Annotated in this window: 18 protein-coding genes; 13 read left to right on the top strand and 5 right to left on the bottom strand. The window is 62.6% G+C overall.

Annotated elements, in window-relative coordinates; translation table 11 throughout:
* Window positions 1-27 precede the first annotated feature (27 nt).
* From rodA to JFY56_RS08350, 11 genes are all read left to right on the top strand, one after another.
* On the top strand, window positions 28-1,131 hold the full coding sequence (rodA, locus tag JFY56_RS08400) for a rod shape-determining protein RodA (protein ID WP_208313242.1): 1,104 nt from the start codon (window positions 28-30) through the stop codon (window positions 1,129-1,131).
* Between the two features lie 8 nt (window positions 1,132-1,139).
* Window positions 1,140-2,162, top strand: coding sequence for a lytic murein transglycosylase B (mltB, locus tag JFY56_RS08395; RefSeq protein ID WP_208313076.1), 1,023 nt, complete (start codon window positions 1,140-1,142; stop codon window positions 2,160-2,162).
* The gene (locus JFY56_RS08390; RefSeq protein ID WP_208313075.1) at window positions 2,159-3,190 is read left to right on the top strand and encodes a septal ring lytic transglycosylase RlpA family protein; all 1,032 of its coding nucleotides are present in this window, start codon (window positions 2,159-2,161) and stop codon (window positions 3,188-3,190) included. The genes mltB and JFY56_RS08390 overlap by 4 nt, the downstream gene beginning before the upstream one ends.
* Window positions 3,191-3,289: 99 nt before the next feature.
* Window positions 3,290-4,450 (top strand): D-alanyl-D-alanine carboxypeptidase family protein, encoded by a 1,161-nt coding sequence (locus JFY56_RS08385; protein ID WP_208313074.1) that lies wholly within the window; start codon window positions 3,290-3,292, stop codon window positions 4,448-4,450.
* Window positions 4,451-4,521: 71 nt separating this feature from the next.
* Complete coding sequence (locus JFY56_RS08380) at window positions 4,522-4,800, top strand: DUF493 domain-containing protein (protein WP_208313073.1); 279 nt, start codon at window positions 4,522-4,524, stop codon at window positions 4,798-4,800.
* Window positions 4,801-5,454 carry a lipoyl(octanoyl) transferase LipB gene (gene lipB / locus JFY56_RS08375; protein ID WP_208313072.1) on the top strand — a complete coding sequence of 218 codons (654 nt, stop codon included), beginning with the start codon at window positions 4,801-4,803 and terminating at the stop codon, window positions 5,452-5,454. It begins immediately after the preceding gene.
* On the top strand, window positions 5,454-6,428 hold the full coding sequence (gene lipA, locus JFY56_RS08370) for a lipoyl synthase (RefSeq protein WP_208313071.1): 975 nt from the start codon (window positions 5,454-5,456) through the stop codon (window positions 6,426-6,428). The genes lipB and lipA overlap by 1 nt, the downstream gene beginning before the upstream one ends.
* Window positions 6,429-6,916: 488 nt before the next feature.
* Complete coding sequence (locus JFY56_RS08365; protein ID WP_208313070.1) at window positions 6,917-7,450, top strand: fimbrial protein; 534 nt, start codon at window positions 6,917-6,919, stop codon at window positions 7,448-7,450.
* A gap of 85 nt (window positions 7,451-7,535) precedes the next feature.
* On the top strand, window positions 7,536-8,279 hold the full coding sequence (locus JFY56_RS08360; RefSeq protein ID WP_208313069.1) for a fimbrial biogenesis chaperone: 744 nt from the start codon (window positions 7,536-7,538) through the stop codon (window positions 8,277-8,279).
* Between the two features lie 112 nt (window positions 8,280-8,391).
* Window positions 8,392-11,265 carry a fimbria/pilus outer membrane usher protein gene (locus tag JFY56_RS08355; protein ID WP_208313068.1) on the top strand — a complete coding sequence of 958 codons (2,874 nt, stop codon included), beginning with the start codon at window positions 8,392-8,394 and terminating at the stop codon, window positions 11,263-11,265.
* Between the two features lie 74 nt (window positions 11,266-11,339).
* On the top strand, window positions 11,340-12,338 hold the full coding sequence (locus tag JFY56_RS08350; RefSeq protein WP_208313067.1) for a fimbrial protein: 999 nt from the start codon (window positions 11,340-11,342) through the stop codon (window positions 12,336-12,338).
* 56 nt (window positions 12,339-12,394) lie between these two features.
* Here the strand turns inward: JFY56_RS08350 and JFY56_RS08345 are convergent, their stop codons facing one another.
* From JFY56_RS08345 to leuS, 5 genes are all read right to left on the bottom strand, one after another.
* Window positions 12,395-13,732: a lytic murein transglycosylase gene (locus tag JFY56_RS08345; RefSeq protein WP_208313066.1), complete on the bottom strand. Its 1,338-nt coding sequence runs from the start codon at window positions 13,730-13,732 to the stop codon at window positions 12,395-12,397.
* 184 nt (window positions 13,733-13,916) lie between these two features.
* Window positions 13,917-14,069 (bottom strand): alternative ribosome rescue factor ArfA, encoded by a 153-nt coding sequence (gene arfA, locus JFY56_RS08340; protein WP_208313065.1) that lies wholly within the window; start codon window positions 14,067-14,069, stop codon window positions 13,917-13,919.
* A gap of 90 nt (window positions 14,070-14,159) precedes the next feature.
* The gene (gene holA / locus JFY56_RS08335) at window positions 14,160-15,197 is read right to left on the bottom strand and encodes a DNA polymerase III subunit delta (protein WP_208313064.1); all 1,038 of its coding nucleotides are present in this window, start codon (window positions 15,195-15,197) and stop codon (window positions 14,160-14,162) included.
* 36 nt (window positions 15,198-15,233) lie between these two features.
* Window positions 15,234-15,848 (bottom strand): LPS-assembly lipoprotein LptE, encoded by a 615-nt coding sequence (locus JFY56_RS08330; protein WP_208313063.1) that lies wholly within the window; start codon window positions 15,846-15,848, stop codon window positions 15,234-15,236.
* Between the two features lie 65 nt (window positions 15,849-15,913).
* A complete protein-coding gene (gene leuS / locus JFY56_RS08325; protein ID WP_208313062.1) occupies window positions 15,914-18,535 on the bottom strand; it encodes a leucine--tRNA ligase in 2,622 nt (873 codons plus the stop codon).
* A gap of 236 nt (window positions 18,536-18,771) precedes the next feature.
* On the opposite strand from leuS, the gene JFY56_RS08320 reads away from it, so the two are divergent.
* Entirely contained in the window at window positions 18,772-19,215 is a 444-nt protein-coding gene (locus JFY56_RS08320) for a hypothetical protein (protein WP_208313061.1), read from the top strand.
* Window positions 19,216-19,251: 36 nt separating this feature from the next.
* Window positions 19,252-20,013 (top strand): YdcF family protein, encoded by a 762-nt coding sequence (locus JFY56_RS08315; protein WP_208313060.1) that lies wholly within the window; start codon window positions 19,252-19,254, stop codon window positions 20,011-20,013.
* Window positions 20,014-20,076: the final 63 nt, after the last annotated feature.

Below are 20,076 nucleotides of genomic sequence, written 5' to 3'. Positions count from 1 at the left end.
GACCGCACCCTGTCCAACGAGGACGTGATGCGCCGCCGTGCCAGCCTGCTGCAGCGCCTGCACATCGACGGCCTGATGCTGCTGTTGCTGGTGACCCTCGGCGCGGTCGGCCTGTTCGTCCTCTATTCCGCCAGCGGCAAGAGTTGGGACCTGCTGTTAAAGCAGGCGACTTCCTTCGGCCTGGGACTGGTGATGATGATCGTCATCGCCCAGCTCGAACCGCGCTTCATGGCGCGCTGGGTGCCGCTCGGCTATCTGATCGGCGTGGCCCTGCTGGTGGTGGTCGACGTGATGGGCCACAACGCCATGGGCGCGACGCGCTGGATCAACATCCCCGGGGTGATCCGCTTCCAGCCGGCGGAGTTCATGAAGCTGCTGATGCCGATGACCATCGCCTGGTACCTGTCCAAGCGCAGCCTGCCGCCGGGGCTCAAGCACAGCCTGGTGAGCCTGGCGATGATCGTGGTGCCGTTCGTGCTGATCCTCAAGCAGCCGGACCTCGGTACGGCGATGCTGGTGCTCGCCTCCGGCGCCTTCGTGCTGTTCGTCGGCGGCCTGCGCTGGCGCTGGATCATCATGGCGGTGTCGGCGGCGGTGCCGGTGGCCGTGGCGATGTGGTTCTTCGTCATGCACGACTACCAGAAGCAGCGCGTGCTGACCTTCCTCGATCCGGAAAGCGACCCGCTGGGCACCGGCTGGAACATCATCCAGTCGAAGGCGGCGATCGGCTCCGGCGGCGTGTTCGGCAAGGGCTGGCTGCTCGGCACCCAGTCGCATCTGGATTTTTTGCCGGAAAGCCACACGGACTTTATCATTGCCGTGCTCGGCGAAGAGTTCGGCATGGTCGGGGTGTGCCTGCTGCTGGTGCTCTACCTGCTGGTGATCTGTCGCGGCCTGGTGATCACCACCCAGGCGCAGACGCTGTTCGGCAAACTGCTGGCCGGCAGCATCACCATGACCTTCTTCGTATACGTATTCGTCAATATCGGTATGGTCAGCGGCCTGTTGCCAGTGGTGGGCGTGCCGCTGCCCTTCATTAGTTACGGCGGAACTTCGCTGGTAACCCTGATGTCAGGGTTCGGGGTTTTGATGTCGATCCATACCCATCGGAAGTGGATTGCCCAGGTTTGAGACCAAGAGTGAAAAAAGGAATGCAATTACTGCGCGCATGGGCGGCCAGGGGCGTCCATTGGGTCGGGCTTGCAGGGGCGATCGGCATTTCCGGCGCCGCTCAGGCTGGCGACTACGATGGCTCGCCGCAGGTGGCGGAGTTCGTCAGCGAGATGACCCGCGACTATGGCTTCGCCGGCGAGCAGCTGATCGCGCTGTTCCGCGACGTCGAGCGCAAGCAGTCGATCCTCGATGCCATTTCCCGCCCGGCCGAACGGGTCAAGTCGTGGAAGGAATACCGGCCGATCTTCGTCACCGACGCGCGCATCAAGCGCGGTGTGGAGTTCTGGAACCAGCACGCCGAAGTGCTGGCGCGTGCCGAGAAGGAATACGGCGTGCCGGCGCAGTACATCGTTTCGATCATCGGCGTCGAGACCTTCTTCGGCCGCAACACCGGTGGTTTCCGGGTGATGGACGCGCTGTCCACCCTCGGCTTCGACTATCCGCCGCGCGCCGACTTCTTCCGCAAGGAACTCAAGCAGTTCCTCCTGCTGGCCCGCGAGCAGCAGGTCGATCCGCTCAGCCTGACCGGCTCCTATGCCGGCGCCATGGGGCTGCCGCAGTTCATGCCGAGCAGCTTCCGCGCCTACGCGGTGGATTTCGACGGCGACGGCCACATCAATATCTGGAACGACCCGGACGATGCCATCGGCAGCGTCGCCAGCTACTTCAAGCAGCATGGCTGGCAGACCGGCGAGCCGGTGGTGTCCCGTGCCGAACTGGGCAAGCCGAACGCCGAAGAGGCGCTGACCCAGGGACTGGACCCGCAGATGAATCTCGGCCAGCTGCGCACCCAGGGCTGGCGCACCCAGGACGTGCTGCGCGATGACCTGATGGTCACCGCGATCCGCTTCGAGGGCGACCAGGGGACGGAATACTGGGTCGGTTTGCCCAACTTCTATGTGATCACCCGTTACAATCGCAGCGCCATGTACGCCATGGCAGTCCATCAGCTGGCCGGCGAAATCGCCCGTGCGCGAGGTGTCCATTGAGCAAGCGACTGAGCAACAAGGGATTCTGGCCCGCGCTGTGCTGTTTCGGCCTGACCGCGGCGCTGCTCGCCAGCTGCACCAGCAGCCGTGCACCGCAACCGCAGCCCACCACGGGCGGCGGCCTGTCCGGTCCGACCGACTACAATCGCCCGCATCGCGACGGAGCGCCGTGGTGGGATGTGGACGTGTCGCGGATTCCCGACGCGGTGCCGATGCCGCATAACGGCCCGTTCAAGAACAACCCGTACACGGTGCTGGGCAAGACCTATTACCCGCTGAACGAATCGGGTACCTACAGCGTGGTCGGCACCGCCTCCTGGTACGGCACCAAGTTCCACGGCCAGGCCACCGCCAACGGTGAGATGTACGACCTCTACGGCATGACCGCCGCGCACAAGACGCTGCCGCTGCCGAGCTATGTGCGGGTGACCAACCTGGACAACGGCCGGAACGTGATCGTGCGGGTCAACGACCGCGGGCCGTTCTATTCCGACCGGGTCATCGATCTGTCCTTCGCCGCGGCGAAGAAGCTCGGCTACGCCGAATCCGGCACCGCCCGGGTCAAGGTCGAGGGGATCGACCCGCAACGCTGGTGGGCCCAGCAGGGCCGCTCGATGCCGATGATGCTGGCGCCGCCGAAGATGGCGCCGCAGCAGCCCGCGGCGAGCGCACAGCCGCAGGCGGTTGCCATGGCCCAGCCGATCGAGGTCTACACCCCGCCGCCGGCACAGCACGCAGCGCCCGTGGCGCCGGTGCAGATCGACGCAAAAAAAAACGCTTCATTACCAGCCGATGGCCTGTATCTCCAGGTGGGTGCATTCGCCAATCCGGACGCTGCGGAGCTGCTCAAGGCGAAGCTGGCCAGCCTGACCGGAGCCCAGGTCTTCATCAGCTCGGTCGTTCGCAACCAGCAGACCCTGCACCGGGTGCGCCTGGGGCCGATCGAGACGCAGGCTGAGGCGAGCCGGATGCAGGACAACATCCGTGTGGCGAACCTGGGACAACCCACCCTGGTGCGTCCGGAGTGAAACCGGGCTGCCCTGGAAAGAAATGACGGCACAACCGATGCCGAAGAGATTTCCCGCAAGGGATCAATTGACCATTAGATAGCGACCCCCGAGAGACGGATGAACATCACCACCTTTGCCAAACGCCTGTCACTGCTTGTCCTGCTCGCCACCCCGATGGCCGGCTGGGCGGCCGAAACCATGGTCCCGGCCCCGCCGCAACTGGCGGCCAAGGCCTTCGTGCTGATGGACGGCGCCAGCGGCCAGGTCCTGATCGAGAACAACGCCGACGAGCGCCTGCCGCCGGCCAGCCTGACCAAGCTGATGACCGCCTACATCGCCACCAAGGAGATCGAGTCGGGCAACATCAAGGAAACCGACCAGGTCACCGTCAGCGAGCACGCCTGGCGCACCGGCGGTTCGCGCATGTTCATCCAGGTCGGCACCCAGGTTTCGGTGAGCGACCTGCTGCACGGCATCATCATCCAGTCCGGCAACGACGCCAGCGTGGCCCTGGCCGAGCACATCGCCGGCAGCGAAGACGCCTTCGCCGACATGATGAACACCACCGCGCAGAAGCTGGGCCTGACCAACAGCCACTTCATGGACGCTACCGGTCTGCCCAACCCGGACCACTACTCGTCGGCGCGCGACATGGCCACCCTGGCCCGCGCCATCATCTACGGCGAGCCGAAGCACTATGCGATCTATGCGCAGAAGGAATTCCTCTGGAACAACATCAAGCAGCCGAACCGCAACCTGCTGCTGTGGCGCGACAAGACCGTCGACGGCCTGAAGACCGGCCACACCGAAGAGGCCGGCTACTGCCTGGTGGCTTCCGCCGTACGTGACGGCCAGCGCATGATCGCCGTGGTGTTCGGCACCAACAGCGAACAGGCCCGCGCCGCCGAAACCCAGAAGCTGCTGACCTACGGTTTCCGCTTCTTCGAATCGCAGACCTTCTACAAGAAGGGCACCGAGCTGACCAAGTCGCTGGTGTGGAAGGGTTCTGAATCGGAAGTGAAGGCCGGCCTGGCCGAAGACCTGACCATGACCGTACCGCGCGGCCAGCTGAAGAAGCTGCAGGCCAGCATGGTCCTCGAACCGCAACTGATGGCGCCGATCCAGCAGGGCCAGGTGATCGGCAAGGTCGAGGTGAAGCTGGACGACAAGGTCGTGCGTACCTCCGATCTGGTCGCCCTCAATGCGGTCGAGGAAGGTGGCTTCTTCCGTCGCATGTGGGATAGCATCCGTCTATTCTTCTACGGTCTGTTCAACTGACCCTCTGTTCCACCCAGAATGCCCCGACCCGGGGCGTTCTTCCTGATGCGGGCCACGAGTCTGCCGCAGCCATGACCGATACCGAAGCTCAACCCCCGAAAATCGAATTCCCCTGCGAACGCTATCCGATCAAGGTGATCGGCGATGCCGGCGACGGCTTCTCCGACATGGTGATCGAGATCATCCAGCGCCACGCGCCCGACTTCGACAGTACCACCGTCACCATTCGCGACAGCCGCAACGGCCGCTTCCTGTCCGTGCAGGTGCTGATCACCGCCACCGGTGTCGACCAGTTGCAGAACATCCACAACGACCTGCGCGCCACCGGGCGCGTGCACATGGTGCTGTAAGTGCAGTCGAGGGTACTGGGCTTCCGCGAGCTGGGCCGGCTGCCATACGAGCCCACCTGGCATGCGATGCAGCGCTTCACCGCCGAGCGCGACGCGCAGACGGACGATGAAATCTGGCTGCTCGAACACGATCCGGTGTTCACCCAGGGACAGGCCGGCAAGGCCGAGCATGTGCTGTTCCCCGGCGATATCCCGGTGGTGCAGGTGGATCGCGGCGGCCAGGTCACCTATCACGGTCCCGGCCAACTGGTCGCCTATCTGCTCCTCGATGTGCGCCGTTCGGGCATCGGCGTGCGCGAACTGGTCTCGCGCATCGAACGCAGCCTGATCAGCCTGCTCGCCAGCTATGACGTGCAAGCCATGGCCAAGCCCGATGCACCGGGTGTCTACGTGGATGACAAGAAGATCGCCTCCCTCGGCCTGCGCATCCGCAACGGCTGTTCCTTCCACGGCCTGGCCCTGAATGTGGACATGGACCTGGAACCCTTTCGTCGAATCAATCCCTGCGGCTACGCCGGGATGGCAATGACCCAGCTCAGCGAGCTGGCGGCCCCCCTCACCCTGGCCGACGTGCGCGAGCGCCTGCGTGGCGAACTCGTCGAACACCTTGGCTACAAAGAACAGAAGACCCTCATGGGCGGGATCGAAATCTGATGAGTACCGTTGAGACAGCCGGCAAACCGGGCAAGGTGGAAGTCGGTGTGAAACTGCGTGGCGCCGAGAAGGTTGCGCGCATTCCGGTGAAGATCATCCCCACCGACGAACTGCCGAAGAAGCCGGACTGGATTCGCGTGCGCATCCCGGTATCGCCGGAAGTCGACCGCATCAAGCAACTGCTGCGCAAGCACAAGCTGCACAGCGTGTGCGAGGAAGCGTCCTGCCCGAACCTGGGCGAGTGCTTCTCCGGCGGCACCGCGACCTTCATGATCATGGGCGACATCTGCACCCGCCGCTGCCCGTTCTGCGACGTCGGCCACGGCCGGCCGAAGCCGCTGGATGTGGACGAGCCGAAGAACCTCGCCATCGCCATCGCCGACCTGCGCCTGAAGTACGTGGTGATCACCTCGGTGGACCGCGACGACCTGCGCGACGGCGGCGCCCAGCACTTCGCCGACTGCCTGCGCGAGATCCGCAAGCTGTCCCCCGGCATCCAGCTGGAAACGCTGGTGCCGGATTACCGCGGCCGCATGGACGTCGCCCTGGAAATCACCGCCAACGAGCCGCCGGATGTGTTCAACCACAACCTGGAAACCGTGCCGCGCCTCTACAAGTCCTCGCGCCCGGGCTCGGATTTCGAGTGGTCGCTGGACCTGCTGCAGCGCTTCAAGCAGATGGTCCCGCACGTGCCGACCAAATCCGGCCTGATGCTCGGCCTCGGCGAGACCGACGACGAGGTCATCGAAGTCATGCACCGCATGCGCGAGCACGACATCGACATGCTCACCCTCGGCCAGTACCTGCAGCCGTCGCGCAACCACCTGCCGGTGCAGCGCTTCGTGCATCCGGACACCTTCGCCTGGTTCGCCGAGGAAGGCGCGAAGATGGGCTTCAAGAACGTCGCATCCGGCCCGCTGGTGCGCTCGTCCTACCATGCCGACCAGCAGGCGCATGGCGAGAAGATCGGCTGATCCGGCTGTTCACTGAAAAAGGCGACCTTCGGGTCGCCTTTTTCATTTCTCGAATAACGTGACGGAAAGTGGCGCGAGAGACTTTCCGGCGTTTCTCGTGGTGTAGTGGTCGTAAATGATTTGATCGTGAATTTGGGTTTTTTCGAGTCCTGATTGGAATATTTTTACTTTTTAAAGTCTCGAAATTTCTTGTAGTCCAAGTCCCTCAATATTTTTTGTAATTCGATTGCTTGGAGAGGTGAGAATTTTCTCTCATAGTTCTTTGTTTGCAATACACCTTCCCTGTAAGGATGGTTCCTATGTTTGGCTTGCGTGCTGTCTGATAGATCACGAAATTTTATACCCGTAGTCTTGTTGTGTGCGGTGGCTAACGGAAAAAGTCGATCCGCCACAGGAGGGCTACTGAGTTTTGCTCGGCGTATAAGCTGATATCCCTTCGTGGAACTTGGTAGTGCTACCTGGAAATTCAAACTTCGAGGATAAGCACGATGAAAAAGATTCTCCCACTGGCTCTGCTCGGCATAGCCATTTCCACCGGTGCTTTTGCTGTAGATGGCACCATCAACATTCAGGGGAAGGTTATCGACGAGAGCTGCACCATTGACGGCAACTCTTCCCGTCCAGTCGACAAGCTTGTCGTTCTGCCGACCGTTTCCAAATCGGCACTGGCCAGTGCCGGCGCCGTAGCAGGTTCCAGGAAGTTTGACTTCGTTCTGACCAACTGCCCGGCGAAGACCATCAACGTCTACTTCGAGCCGTCCCATGTGAACGTTCTGGCAAACGGCCACCTGAAGAACACCGAGCCGGCTGCTACTGCTGCCGGCAACGTGGAAGTTCAGTTCCTGAACAACGCCGGTGCTCCGATCAATCTGCGTGATGGTAGCGGCAACACCCAGACCGTCACCGTCGCCGCTGCCGGCGGTGGCGGCACCCTGTCCTACTTCGCCCAGTACTACGCTACCGGCGCGGCAACTGCCGGTGACGTGAAGAGCGCCATCACCTACTCGCTGGAATACAACTGATTGGCCCCGGCTCGGGGGAAACTCCGAGCCTCCACCAGTTTCAGCCCGGGGTTTTCCCCGGGCATCCATGGTTTCGGTGGGTGAAATGAACAGATTTTTCTTGAAAGGATTCTGGGCGCTTTGTGCCGCCTCTCTGTTGGCAGTCAATATTGCCGAGGCGAATGTGGTAATCACCGGTACGCGCGTGATTTATCCAGCCAAGGAGCGCGAAGTAACGGTCAAATTGACCAATCGGGACAGTTCGCCGGCCTTGGTTCAATCCTGGGTCGACAAGGGCGACCCCAAGACTCTGCCCGATCAGGCCGATGCACCATTTCTGGTAACCCCGCCCATTGTGCGAATAGAGCCGGGCAAGGGACAGGCTTTGCGCCTGACCTATACCCAGGAGTCTCTGCCGCAGAACAAGGAGTCGGTCTTCTGGCTCAATGTGCTGGATGTGCCATCGGTTCCTGCCAACAAGGATGCAGCGAACTACGTTCAGTTCGCTTTCCGCTCGCGAATCAAGGTCTTTTTCCGTCCTGATGGATTGCCCGGCGACGCGGTAGAAGCGGCCCAGGGCCTCCGGTGGACGATTGTTCCCTCAACTGGCGGCTACGTTCTCCGTGCGCTCAACAGCAGTGCCTTCCATGTGTCGGTCAACGATGCCGCCATATCGCTGAATGGCAAGTCCATCCGTAGCCAGGACAGCGGAATGGTCGCGCCTGGTGGCTCGAAAGATTTCGCCCTGAAAGGTGTGGGTAGCCCGCCGGTGGGGGAGGTGAAGGTCGTTTACCACTGGGTCAACGACTACGGCGGAGTGATCGAGGAGACATCTCCGTTGGGGCATTGACCGCCCACAGCCAGTCCACTTCTGGCACCGCTCAAGTAGTCATTTTTCTCCCATGCCCCGATCTTCGCTGGAAGGGCAGGGGTTCGTTCGGCCTCGCGGCCGGGGGTTCTTTATGTCCAGGGTCAAGACAAACAATCACAGACAACAGGGATGCGATAAGTACGTTTCTTCACGTGCGGGCGTAAATGGCTTCAGTCCGCTGCTGTTGGTTACGGCCATTCTCGCAGCTCATGCCACCGGGGCAGGAGCTGCGGACTATGCCGGGCGATCCCTTAATCCGCAGGCAGATGTGGGGGGCACGGAACAATCCTTCGCCCCTGCTGGCAGTTCGGATAAGCCTGCCAGCACAGCCGGTTTGCCGTCCCTCTCCTCCGAGTCGCCATCCCAACCCGCCGAAAGCGCCAAGGGCTCTCCCATCACGGATCAGCTGCTGGCAGCAGCGAAGCCTGTCGGTAAGCGCGAGCCGCAATTCGCTGCATTCGACCCATCTTTCATCCGCGGTAGTGGAGGGGAGACAGTCGACCTGACGCGTTTCGAGCATGGCAATCCCGTAACGCCGGGAATGATGCGTCTGGATATCTATCTCAACCAGAGCTGGATCGGTCGCCAGGATGTGAAGGTCGAAGCTGGCGCCGAGCCGGGGCAGGCACGTTATTGTTTCCAGAGCCAGCAGCTTACGCAGTGGGGACTGGTCGCCAGCAAGCTGCCCGATCCGGTGGCGGCGCAGAGCATGCTGGACAGCAGTCCGTGTGTCGATCTGCAGAAACTGGTGCCGTCTGCCACCGTCGATGTCGACATGTCCGAGCTGACAGCCAATGTCACCATCCCCCAGGCATACCTGGGACGGGTTGCTCGCGGCTATGTCGATCCGAAGTACTGGGATGGCGGCGTGACGGCTGGTTTCCTGGGCTACAACGCCAGCGTTACCAAGACCGACCTGGATCGTACTGGCGAAAGCACCCAGACATTCGCCGGAGTCAATGCGGGCCTGAACGTGGCGGAATGGCGTCTGCGCTACAACGGCTCATACTCCAAATCCCGTGAGGCGAACCAGCCGAGCAGGGATCGTTACAGTTCCATCAGCACCTATGCCCAGCGCGATATCGACCAGTTCAAGTCACAGCTGACCCTGGGGCAGTACTACACCTCGAGTGAAATATTCGACAGTGTCCCCTTCACTGGCGTGCAACTGGCCAGTGACGATCGCATGCTGCCGGATTCCATGCGCGGCTTCGCTCCAACCATCCGCGGCGTGGCGGATAGCAATGCGAAGGTCACTGTGCGGCAGGGCGCGAACATTCTCTACGAGACCACCGTCGCCCCGGGACCTTTCGTCCTCGATGACCTCTATAACACCGGTTATGCCGGTGATCTGACCGTCACCATTACCGAGGTGGATGGCCGCACCAAGACGTTCGTGGTGCCTTACGCGTCGGTAGCGCAACTGCTGCGCCCTGGTGTGTCGCGCTTCAGTCTTGTGGGTGGTGAATACCGTGATGACAGGCTGAACAACCGGCCGAACTTCCTCCAGGGGACTTATCAGTACGGCATATCCAACCTCTGGACGGCATATACCGGCGGCATCGTTGCAGAGGACTATCTGGCGGCGCTGGGCGGCCTTGCCTTCAGCACCCCTTATGGCGCGTTCGCAGCGGATGTGACGCAGTCACATGCGTCAGACATGGATGTTTCCGGCTTCGGCCAGCAGCGTGACCGCCTGAGCAGCAGCATGAGTGGGCAGAGCTATCGCCTCACCTATAGCAAGTTGATGGAGGCCACCCAGACCAACTTCATGCTTGCTGCCTATCGCTTCTCCAGCGAGGGATATCTCAACCTGGCCGACTTCGCCGAACTGCGCTCCGAGCACGGCAATGGGTACATTCCCTATCGCGAACGTAATCGTTTCCAGATCAACGTCAATCAGCCGCTAGGGGATCGTGGCGGCAACATCTTTGCCAGTGGTATCGCGAGGAACTACTGGAATTCCGAACAAGGCAGCGATATCAGCTACCAGGTTGGTTACAGCAATGGCTATCGCTGGGGCAGCTTCAGCATTGGCGCGCAACGCACCCGTAACCAGGATGGAGATTTTGACACTCAATATCTGTTCAGCGTGTCCATTCCTCTTGGCCATACCGTGCATTCTCCATACCTGAGTTCGTCGGTGGCTTACGAGGATGGCGGTAATTACTCGTGGCAGAACACCGTGAGCGGCAGTGCGGGCGAGCAGAACCAGATGGGCTACAGCGTTTCCGGCATGCGCAACCGTACGGATGGCGACAACTTCGATACCGTTGCCGCGAACATGCAGTACAACGCTCCGGTGGCCACCTTCACCGCTGGTGCCAGCGCTGGAAGCGACTATAGCCAGGCCAACCTGGGGATTGCCGGAAGCGTCGTGGCTCACCCGGGAGGCGTGAACTTTACCCAATACCAGGGCGAGACCATGGCTGTGCTGGAAGCCAAGGGGGCGGAGGGCGCACAAGTCAACAGCAACGTGGGTGCGCAGATCGCAGGCAACGACCATGCGGTGGTCTCCGGCCTTATGCCCTATCGGCAGAACGACATCGAGCTCGATCCGAAGGGGACTTCCGAAGATGTGGAGATGGTGGCAACCACGCAAACCGTGGCGCCGCGTTATGGCTCCATCGTAATGCTCAAGTACCCCACCATCACCGGCAAGCCAGTCCTGATTACCGTGAGCCGCCAGGATGGGCAACCCTTCCCGGTCGGCGCCGAGGTTCTGGATGCGAAGGGCGATGTCGTGTCGATGGTTGGCCAGGGAGGGCGCATTTTCCTGCGTGGGTTGCCGCAGCAAGGGCAATTGCTGGTCAAGTGGGGGGAAGGCGCCGGCAAGAGTTGTTCCTTCGATTATCGGCTTCCGCCGGATACTCGCGGCAAGGGAAATACGAAGGCGCCGTTCCTCAAGACGAGTGCGATGTGTGTGCCAAATCTGGGTAAACCCCAGGTTGCTGGCCTGAATTGATGCAGGAAACTGAATGTATGGCGCGCAACGCAAGTCTCGTCGAGTTTGCGGAGACGGCGCCTGGTGGAGGTGCCATGAGTTATCGTCGCTGGATTCCAGGGAAACTTTCCATACTCTCCATCGTGCTGGCGGGCGTATGTTCGCCCCTCAGTACATGGGGTGCACCCTGTGATATTACGAGTGCCGGGGGGCCGCAGGTCGCCTATCTGCAGTTGAATAATGTAGGGTGGCCGCGTGATGCTGTAATAGGTAAGACTTTCTATGAAAAAATCTTTTATGAAGGGCCGGATTTTCCTGATCTGTTTTACACCTGCCCTGTCATTAATACTACAGTTAACGCGAATTTGCGTGCAGGGGGAGCGGTTCCTGGAATGCAGAATGTTTTTCAGTCTGGAATTCCGGGGATTGGAGTGAAATTTTCACGTAATACTTCGATTGGCGGTTTGAGTGGGTGGAGAAACTTTCCTTACAGTTGGCCAACTTCCAACTGGGATTATAACTTCACCACCTGGAGGATTAAGGTAGAGCTGGTAAAAATATCGAATTCAGTGAATGCTGGGGTGTCGAATCAGATCCATATTGCTGATTATGTGGCGGGAGGGACAAAGCTTTATGATTGGTATTTGCAACCCTTCGAGATCAGAAACCCCACGTGCACAGTGACTACTCCATCAATAAGCAAAGTGTTGCCAGATGTCAGCAATATGAGCTTCCCCAGTATCGGGTCTACTTACGGAAATGTGGATTTCAAGGTTGGCTTGAATTGCAGCTATGGCGCGTCCCTGTATATGACGCTGACCGACAATAGCAACGCGGGAAATCGGACCAATGTCCTTGGTTTGACCTCTGACTCGAGTGCTGCCGGCATTGGCTTCCAGATTCTACGGGGCGGCAACCCTGTGAGCTACGGGGCGGATTCGCCGGCAATCGGCAACCCCAATCAGTTCTATGTGGGAGAGTCGCCGGAGGGTCTGATGGAGATTCCGTTTTCTGCCCGCTATATCCGCACAGAACGCATCGTCACGCCTGGAATAGCGAAAGGGCGGGCAACATTCACGATGTCATACCAATAGGGGCGTTCAGACTCATGAAGGCGGACGGGAAACCATCCGCCTTTTCTCTGGAGCAGTTAAGGAGTCGACGCTCCCAGCGTTTTCAGCAATGCCGGAGTGGGATATCCATCTGCCGGCCAACCGAGGGACTGCTGGTAGGCGCGGATTGCCTTGCGGGTATTGGCGCCGATGATGCCGTCTGCCGCGCCAGGCTGATAGCCGTGATTAGCCAGCCCTTCCTGCAGGGCGATGCGTTCGGAACGGCTCAACGGCACATCCTCCAGCGGCCAGCGACCCGCGATTGCGCCGCCGCCCTTGAAGCTGTCCGCCAGCAACCCGACCGCCAATGCGTAGGAGGTGGAGTTGTTGTACCTGAGGATGGCGCGGAAGTTGTCCGTCACCAGGAAGGCAGGACCGCGATGGCCTGCGGGCAGCAGCAGTGAGGCACTGCTCTGCGGATTGGCGGGCAGGCTGCCGTTCACCGGTTGCACGCCGAGGCTCTGCCATTCGCTCAGCGGTTTGCGAATGCTCATTTCCGCCAGGGCATAGTCGAAGCTGGCTGGCAGGCGTACTTCGAAGCCCCAGGTCTGGCCTGCCTGCCACCCGGAGGCACGCAGGTAATTCGCCGTAGAGGCCAGGGCATCGGCGGATGAGCGCCAGATGTCGCGCTTGCCATTGCCGTCGAAGTCCACCGCGTACTGGTTGTAGGTGGTGGGGATGAACTGCGTCTGGCCCATGGCGCCAGCCCAGGAGCCGACCATGTCGCTGGCAGGCACATCGCCGTGTTCGATAATCTGCAGGGCGGCAATCAACTGGCTGCGGCCGAACTCCGGACGGCGCCCTTCGTAGGCCAGGGTGGCCAGTGAGCGGATGACGTTCTTGTCGCCCATGTGGCTGCCGAAGTTGCTTTCCATGCCCCAGATCGCCACCACGGCTTCCCCATCCACGGCGTAACGGGCGTCGATCTGTCCCAGCACATTGGCATTCTCTGCCAGCTTGCCCTGCCCGTTGCGCACGCGCAGCGGAGACACGGCGCTTTCCAGGTACTGCCAGACCGGGCGAACGAATTCGGGCTGGCTGCGATCGGCGTCGATTACCGCCTGGTCGGGCGTGATGCCTGCGAATGCCTGGTCGAACGTGTGGGCACTGATGCCGCTGGCCAGGGCATGAGTACGGAATTCATCGCGCCAGGTGGAAAAGCTTTCCGCGGGCAAGGGCGCGGCAGGCGGCGTCGGCGCAGTGCTTTTCGCAACCGCAGACGACTGCTGGGCGGTGTTCGAGGAATGAGCGGGGGAGTCGGCGCAGGCGGCCAGGACTCCGATGGTCAATACCGACAGGGTTGTCATGAGCAGACGGCTCGATGCAACTTCACTCACGAATTTCTTCCGCATTGCACTCCTCGGCGGATGTCTCATCAGCAGGGGCTCACCTTAGCATGGCGCCCCAGGGGCGTCTTCCCGGGACCGGCGCTGTGCCGGAGGTCAGGTCAAACTAAGGCAATCGATACGCGGAATCGTTCTGGTGGGCGGATTACCGGTCGGTGTGCAGGTAGCGAGGTGCGGGGCGAGGAGGGAGGCGGAGGGAGAGCGGGCGAGCTTTTCAGGCTGCCATAAAGCAAGAAGCCTCCCAATTTTGGGAGGCTTCGCGGCGGTAGCTGCCTTTGCCTTTCAGTGGCTTTTCCTGGCGGCTGCGGAACAGGGGTTGCGCTACCAGGGATTTGGCCTTGTTCGGCCGTTTGCTCTTCTTCGCCATGCTGCGGTCCTCATGCGGGAACTGGCGGGGTTGCCAGTTGCGCGCATGATCTGCTCATCGTGGAGCGCTGTCCAGACCTTCGGTCCGAACCTAGCCCGCTGGCAGGTTCAGGCGTTGTCCGGCGACCAGCAGGGTCAGGCGCGCCAGGCCATTCCACGGATCGCCCGGAGCCTGGCCCTTGATCTGCGCGTCAATCATCTGGGCGTCCTGCAGCAACTGGCTCCAGCGCGACGCGGTGTGGCGCTGCAGGGCCTTGCTGAGCAGCGGCCGGCGCTTTTCCCAGACCGGCGGCTTGGCGCTGGCGAAGACCCGGTCCAGCGGCACGCCCTGGCCGTGCTGCTGGGCGAAGCCGGAGAGCTGGCGGATTTCCCGGGCCAGCGCCCAGAGGATCACCGGCGGTTCGACGCCTTCGCCACGCAGCCCTTCGAGCATGCGCAGGCTGTGCGCGGCTTCGCCATTGAGGGCGGCGTCGAGCAGGCCGAACACATCGAAACGCGCGCTATCGGCGACGGCGGCCTGGACGGTGTCCACATCGATCTGGTTGCCTTCGGCGAGCAGCTTGAGTTTCTCGATTTCCTGGGCTGCGGCCAGCAGGTTGCCCTCGACCCGCGCGGAGATCAGCTCCACGGCTTCCTGGCTGGCGGCGAGACCGGCTTGCGACAGGCGCTGGCGAATCCACTGCGGCAACTGGTGGGCATCGACCGGCCATATCTGGATGAACTGCGCGACGTTACCGTCGATCAGCGCCTTGGCCCATTTGGTCTTCTGCGTGTTGCCGTCGAGCTTGGGCAGGCTGATCAGCAGGACGGTGTCTTCCGGCGGACGCTGCAGGTATTCGAGAAGGATCGGCGCTCCCTTGTCGCCCGGCTTGCCGGACGGCAGGCGCAGCTCCAGCAGGCGTTTCTCCGCGAACAGCGACAGGCTGGCGCCCGCTTCGATCAACTGACCCCAGTCGAAATTCGCTTCGGCGTTGAATACCTGGCGCTCAGTGAAGTCGCGCTGGCGACAGGCTGCGCGGATGGCGTCGCAGGCTTCCTGGCAGAGCAGCGGTTCGTCGCCGCTGACCACATAGACGGCCGCCAGATTGCCCTGGAGATGCTTGGAGAGTTGCGCGGAGGTGAGCTTCATGCGGGAGTCGGGGCCGGTTGGCCGGCCCCGTTTGCCTTACTGGGCGCGCGGTAGTTCGATCGGCGACTGCTGCGGCTGGGCCTTGGCGGCCTCGTCCGCGGCGCGGGCGGCGTCGGCTTCCGCCTGGGCCTGGGCTTCGGCCTTGCGCTGCAGCTCGTCCAGCTGGGCCGGGGTGAGCATCTGCAGGCGCAGGGACATCTGCTGGACCAGCTCGCGACGCATTTCGCGGTGCAGCTGCGCGGCTTCCTGGTCGGAGCCGGTCAGGTTGTTCTCGTCGTGCAGGTAGACCTTCTGCACCTGGATCTGGTCGCTGATCAGCAGCAGATCGTTGGCGCCACGCACCTCGTAGCTGAGGGTGTTGGTCAGCTCGTATTCGGCGCTGCGCGCAGCGCTGGTGTAGCTGGCGGTGCGCTGGGTCACGTCCTCGCGGGCCAGGACCAGGTGATAGGGCGCCCGGGTGTCGACCTTGACGCCGCTGTTCTCCAGCACGGTGCGCAGGTCCCTGACGGTTTCGCCGTAGGCGTTGCGGGCGGAAAGATCGATTTCCTTCAGGGCGAAGTTCGTCTCGCCCACGCCGCGCAGGTGAAAGCCGCAGGCGGCCAGCACGGTGGTCATGCCGATCAGCGCGATGCTGGTCAGGATACGTTTCATCAAGCTTCCCTCACTCCTGTTGATCCTCGACCCGTGGCGCGCGGCCACGGGCGGATGCGTCATGCTCAGTTGGCGACGATGTTGACCAGTTTGCCCGGAACCACGATCACCTTGCGAATGGTCAGGCCGTCGGTGAAGCGCAGCACGTTCTCGTTGGCGCGTGCGGTGGCCTCGACGTCCTCGCGGCTGGCGCTGGCCGGTACTTCGATATGGCCGCGCAGCTTGCCGTTGACCTGAACCACCAGTTGCAGACTGTCCTGCACCAGCGCTTCCTCGTCCACCTTCGGCCAGGAAGCGTCGATCACCGCGCCGTCCTTGCCCAGCTCGTGCCAGAGCACGTGGCTGATGTGCGGGGTGATCGGCGCCAGCAGCAGGGTCACGGCCTCCAGGCCTTCCTGCAGCAGGGCGCGGTCTTCGGCGTTGTCCTGCAGGACCTTCTCCAGCACGTTCATCAGGGTCATCACGGCGGCGATGGCGGTGTTGAACTTGTGGTTCTGGCCAATATCCTGGCTGGCCTGGCGGATGGCCAGGTGGATGGCGCGGTGCACGCCCTTCTGCTCGTCGTTCAGCGCGGCGCGGTTGACCGCACCGACGAAGCCCTTCTGTACGTGACCCTGGGCCAGACGCCAGACGCGGCGGAGGAAGCGGCTGGCGCCCTCGACGCCGGAGTCGGACCACTCCAGGCTCATGTCCGGCGGCGAGGCGAACATCATGAACAGGCGGCAGGTGTCGGCGCCGTAGGCATCGATCATCGCCTGCGGGTCCACGCCGTTGTTCTTCGACTTCGACATCTTCTCGGTGCCGCCGATTTCCACCGGCAGGCCGTCGGTCTTCAGGCGCGCGCCGATGACCTTGGCCTTGGCGTCACGCTCGACTTCCACGTCGGCCGGGTTGAACCAGTCCTTGCTGCCGTTCGGATTGGCGCGATAGTAGGTCTCCGCGACCACCATGCCCTGGGTCAGCAGGTCCTTGAACGGCTCGTCGCTGCCCACCAGGCCTTCGTCGCGCATCAGCTTGTGGAAGAAGCGCGCATAGAGCAGGTGCAGGATGGCGTGCTCGATGCCGCCGATGTACTGGTCGACCGGCAGCCAGTAGTTGGCCGCCTTCTGGTCCAGCATGCCGTCCTCGAACTGCGGGCAGGCGTAGCGGGCGAAGTACCAGGACGACTCGACGAAGGTGTCCATGGTGTCGGTTTCGCGCTTGGCCGGCTGGCCGCATTTCGGGCAGCTGCATTCGTAGAATTCCGGCATCTTCGCCAGCGGCGAACCGGCGCCGTCCGGCACCACGTCTTCCGGCAGGGTTACCGGCAACTGGTCGACCGGGACCGGCACGTCGCCGCAGGCGGCGCAGTGAATGATCGGGATCGGGCAGCCCCAGTAGCGCTGGCGGCTGATGCCCCAGTCGCGCAGGCGGAACTGGGTGCGCGCCTGGCCGAGGCCCTTGGCGGCGAGATCGGCGCCGATGGCGTCGAAGGCAGCCTGGTAGCCGAGGCCGTCGTACTTGCCGGAGTTGACGGTGCGGACGCTCTCGTCCTTCACGCCGTACCACTCCTGCCAGGCGCTGCTGTCGAAGTCGTTGTCGCCTTCGACCTTGGCGATCACCTGCTTGATCGGCAGGGCGTACTTGTTGGCGAATTCGAAGTCGCGCTCGTCGTGGGCCGGAACGGCCATCACCGCGCCTTCGCCGTAGGTCATCAGGACGTAGTTGGCGATCCACACCGGCAGCTTCTCGCCGGTCAGCGGGTGCTCGACGAACAGGGAAGTGGCGACGCCTTTCTTCTCCTGGGTGGCGATGTCGGCTTCGGCGACGCCGCCGCGCTTGCACTCGTCGATGAACGCCTGCAGCGACGGATCGCGCTCGGCGGCGAGGGTGGCCAGGTGATGTTCGGCGGCGACGGCGACGTAGGTCGCGCCCATCAGGGTGTCCGGACGGGTGGTGAACACCTTCATCTGGCCGGCTTCGCCGATGGACGCCTGGTCATAGGGGAAGGCGATCTCCATGCCGCGCGACTTGCCGATCCAGTTGCGCTGCATGGTCTTGACCTGTTCCGGCCAGCCCGGCAGGTGGTCGAGGCTTTCCAGAAGCTCTTCGGCGTAGGCGGTGATCTTGAAGTAGTACATCGGGATTTCGCGCTTCTCGATCAGCGCGCCCGAGCGCCAGCCGCGGCCGTCGATGACCTGCTCGTTGGCCAGTACGGTCTGGTCCACCGGGTCCCAGTTCACGGTGCCGTTCTTGCGGTAGATCACGCCTTTCTCGAACAGGCGGGTGAACAGCCACTGCTCCCAGCGGTAGTAGTCCGGCTTGCAGGTGGTGACTTCGCGGGACCAGTCGATCGCCAGGCCGAGGCTGTTCAGCTGCGACTTCATGTAGGCGATGTTGTCGTAGGTCCAGGCGGCCGGGGCGACGTTGTTCTTCATCGCGGCGTTTTCCGCCGGCATGCCGAAGGCGTCCCAGCCCATCGGCTGCAGCACGTTCTTGCCCTGCATGCGCTGGTAGCGGCTGATCACGTCGCCGATGGTGTAGTTGCGCACGTGGCCCATGTGCAGCTTGCCGCTCGGGTAGGGGAACATCGACAGGCAGTAGAACTTGTCCTTGCCGGCGACTTCCTCGACGCGGAAGGAGCTGTGTTCGTTCCAGTATTTCTGGGCCTGGGATTCGACTTCGAGAGGCTGGTATTGCTCGTGCATGGCGCTGCTTGAACCTGTGCGGAAAAGGATATGCAGTCAGGAAAGCGGATGGCCGCTTTCGCCTTGCCAGGTCTGCGGGGAGACGGCTGGCAAAGCAGCTACAGAAAGCCTCGTAGCATACATGACGCCTCCCCGAGCCGGTAGCCCGCGCCGTTTGTCGCACGCTCGGTGGGGCCTGGGCTGGAACGCTAAGCTTCCCCTGAAGGCGGGAGGTTTCCGCCTGGTTGAGGTGACTGATGGCTGAGCTGCATCGCGCAAGTGTGTCGGGGTCCGGTTTGTATGAACGGTTGCTGCAACGTCTCGCACTGGCCCTGGACGAGGCCGATACCGCCGAGCGATTGCGCGATGAACACCCCGCGGAGTTGGAATTGCGTGGGCTCAGCAGTGCGGAAATGGAGTTGATCCGGGCTTATCTCGACCAGGACGTGAACTGGCTGCGCGGCTGGCATGCGGCGGCGGAGGAACTGGCGCTGCTGGAGCGTTCTTCCTCCAGGGGAATGCGTCCGCAGCGACAGGTGGCGAGTTCGATCAAGCCGCGCCTGGCGACCCGGCGGCAGGTCCTGCAGTGCGCACTCTGCGGCACGCCGGTGCTCTGGAGCCGCAGCCAGGGCGTCCTGCCCTGCAGTTCCTGCGGCTCGCAACTGTTCCGCAGTTCGAAGGCGGGCACTTCTTCGCGTTGATCCGTTAGGCTTTGGCGCTCGTCAAAGGAGCTGCCGATGCCGTTTCGCTATTTCCTCAAGCAAATCCTGATGCCGCCAGGTCTTTTGCTGATCCTGCTGTGCCTGGCGTTCTTCCTGCGCCGGCGCTTTCCGCGCCTTGCCGCGACCTGCTTCGTGTGCGGGCTCGGAGGCTTCTGGCTGATGAGCCTGCCGGTAACGGTTGAATGGGGCGCGCGCCTGCTGGAACAGGGGCCGCCGCTGGCACGTTCGGAGTGGGTGAATCTGGCTGGGCGGGCGGATGCCATCGTCATCCTTGGCGCCGGCCGCGAGCGCGGCGATCCTGCCTGGGGCGCCGACCAGCCCGGCGTCATGGCCCGTGAGCGCCTGCGCTATGCCGCGCGTCTGGCCAAGGCCAGCGGCCTGCCGATCCTCACGTCCGGTGGCCTGCACTACGGCTCGCCGCCCAGCGAGGCGCAGATCATGGCCGACAGCCTGCGCGACGACTACGGTGTGCAGGTGCGCTGGCAGGAAGGGCATAGCCGCACCACCTGGGAGAACGCCCAGGACAGCGCGGCGATCCTGCGTCAGGCGGGGATCAGGCGGGTGGTGCTGGTGACCCAGGCGCTGCACATGCGGCGGGCGGTGTGGAGCTTCCGTCAGGTGGGGCTGGAGGTGATTCCGGCGCCGCATGGCTTCATCGGCGTCGACAATTCCCGACCGTTCGGCGGCTGGCTGCCGGAGGGCAAGGCGATGTGGCAGAGCGAGCAGTTGCTCAACGAGGCGATCGGGTTGGCGGGGTATAGGGTGTTTTACAAGTAGGTTGGTGCTGAGCGCAGCGAAGCCCAACGCCAATGTTGGGCTTCGCTGCGTTCAGCACCAACC

This window comes from Pseudomonas schmalbachii, assembly GCF_017589465.1.
GTDB lineage: Bacteria > Pseudomonadota > Gammaproteobacteria > Pseudomonadales > Pseudomonadaceae > Pseudomonas > Pseudomonas schmalbachii.
Note: the sequence above shows the minus strand (reverse complement) of the source record. Positions and strands in the feature narration are given on the sequence as shown.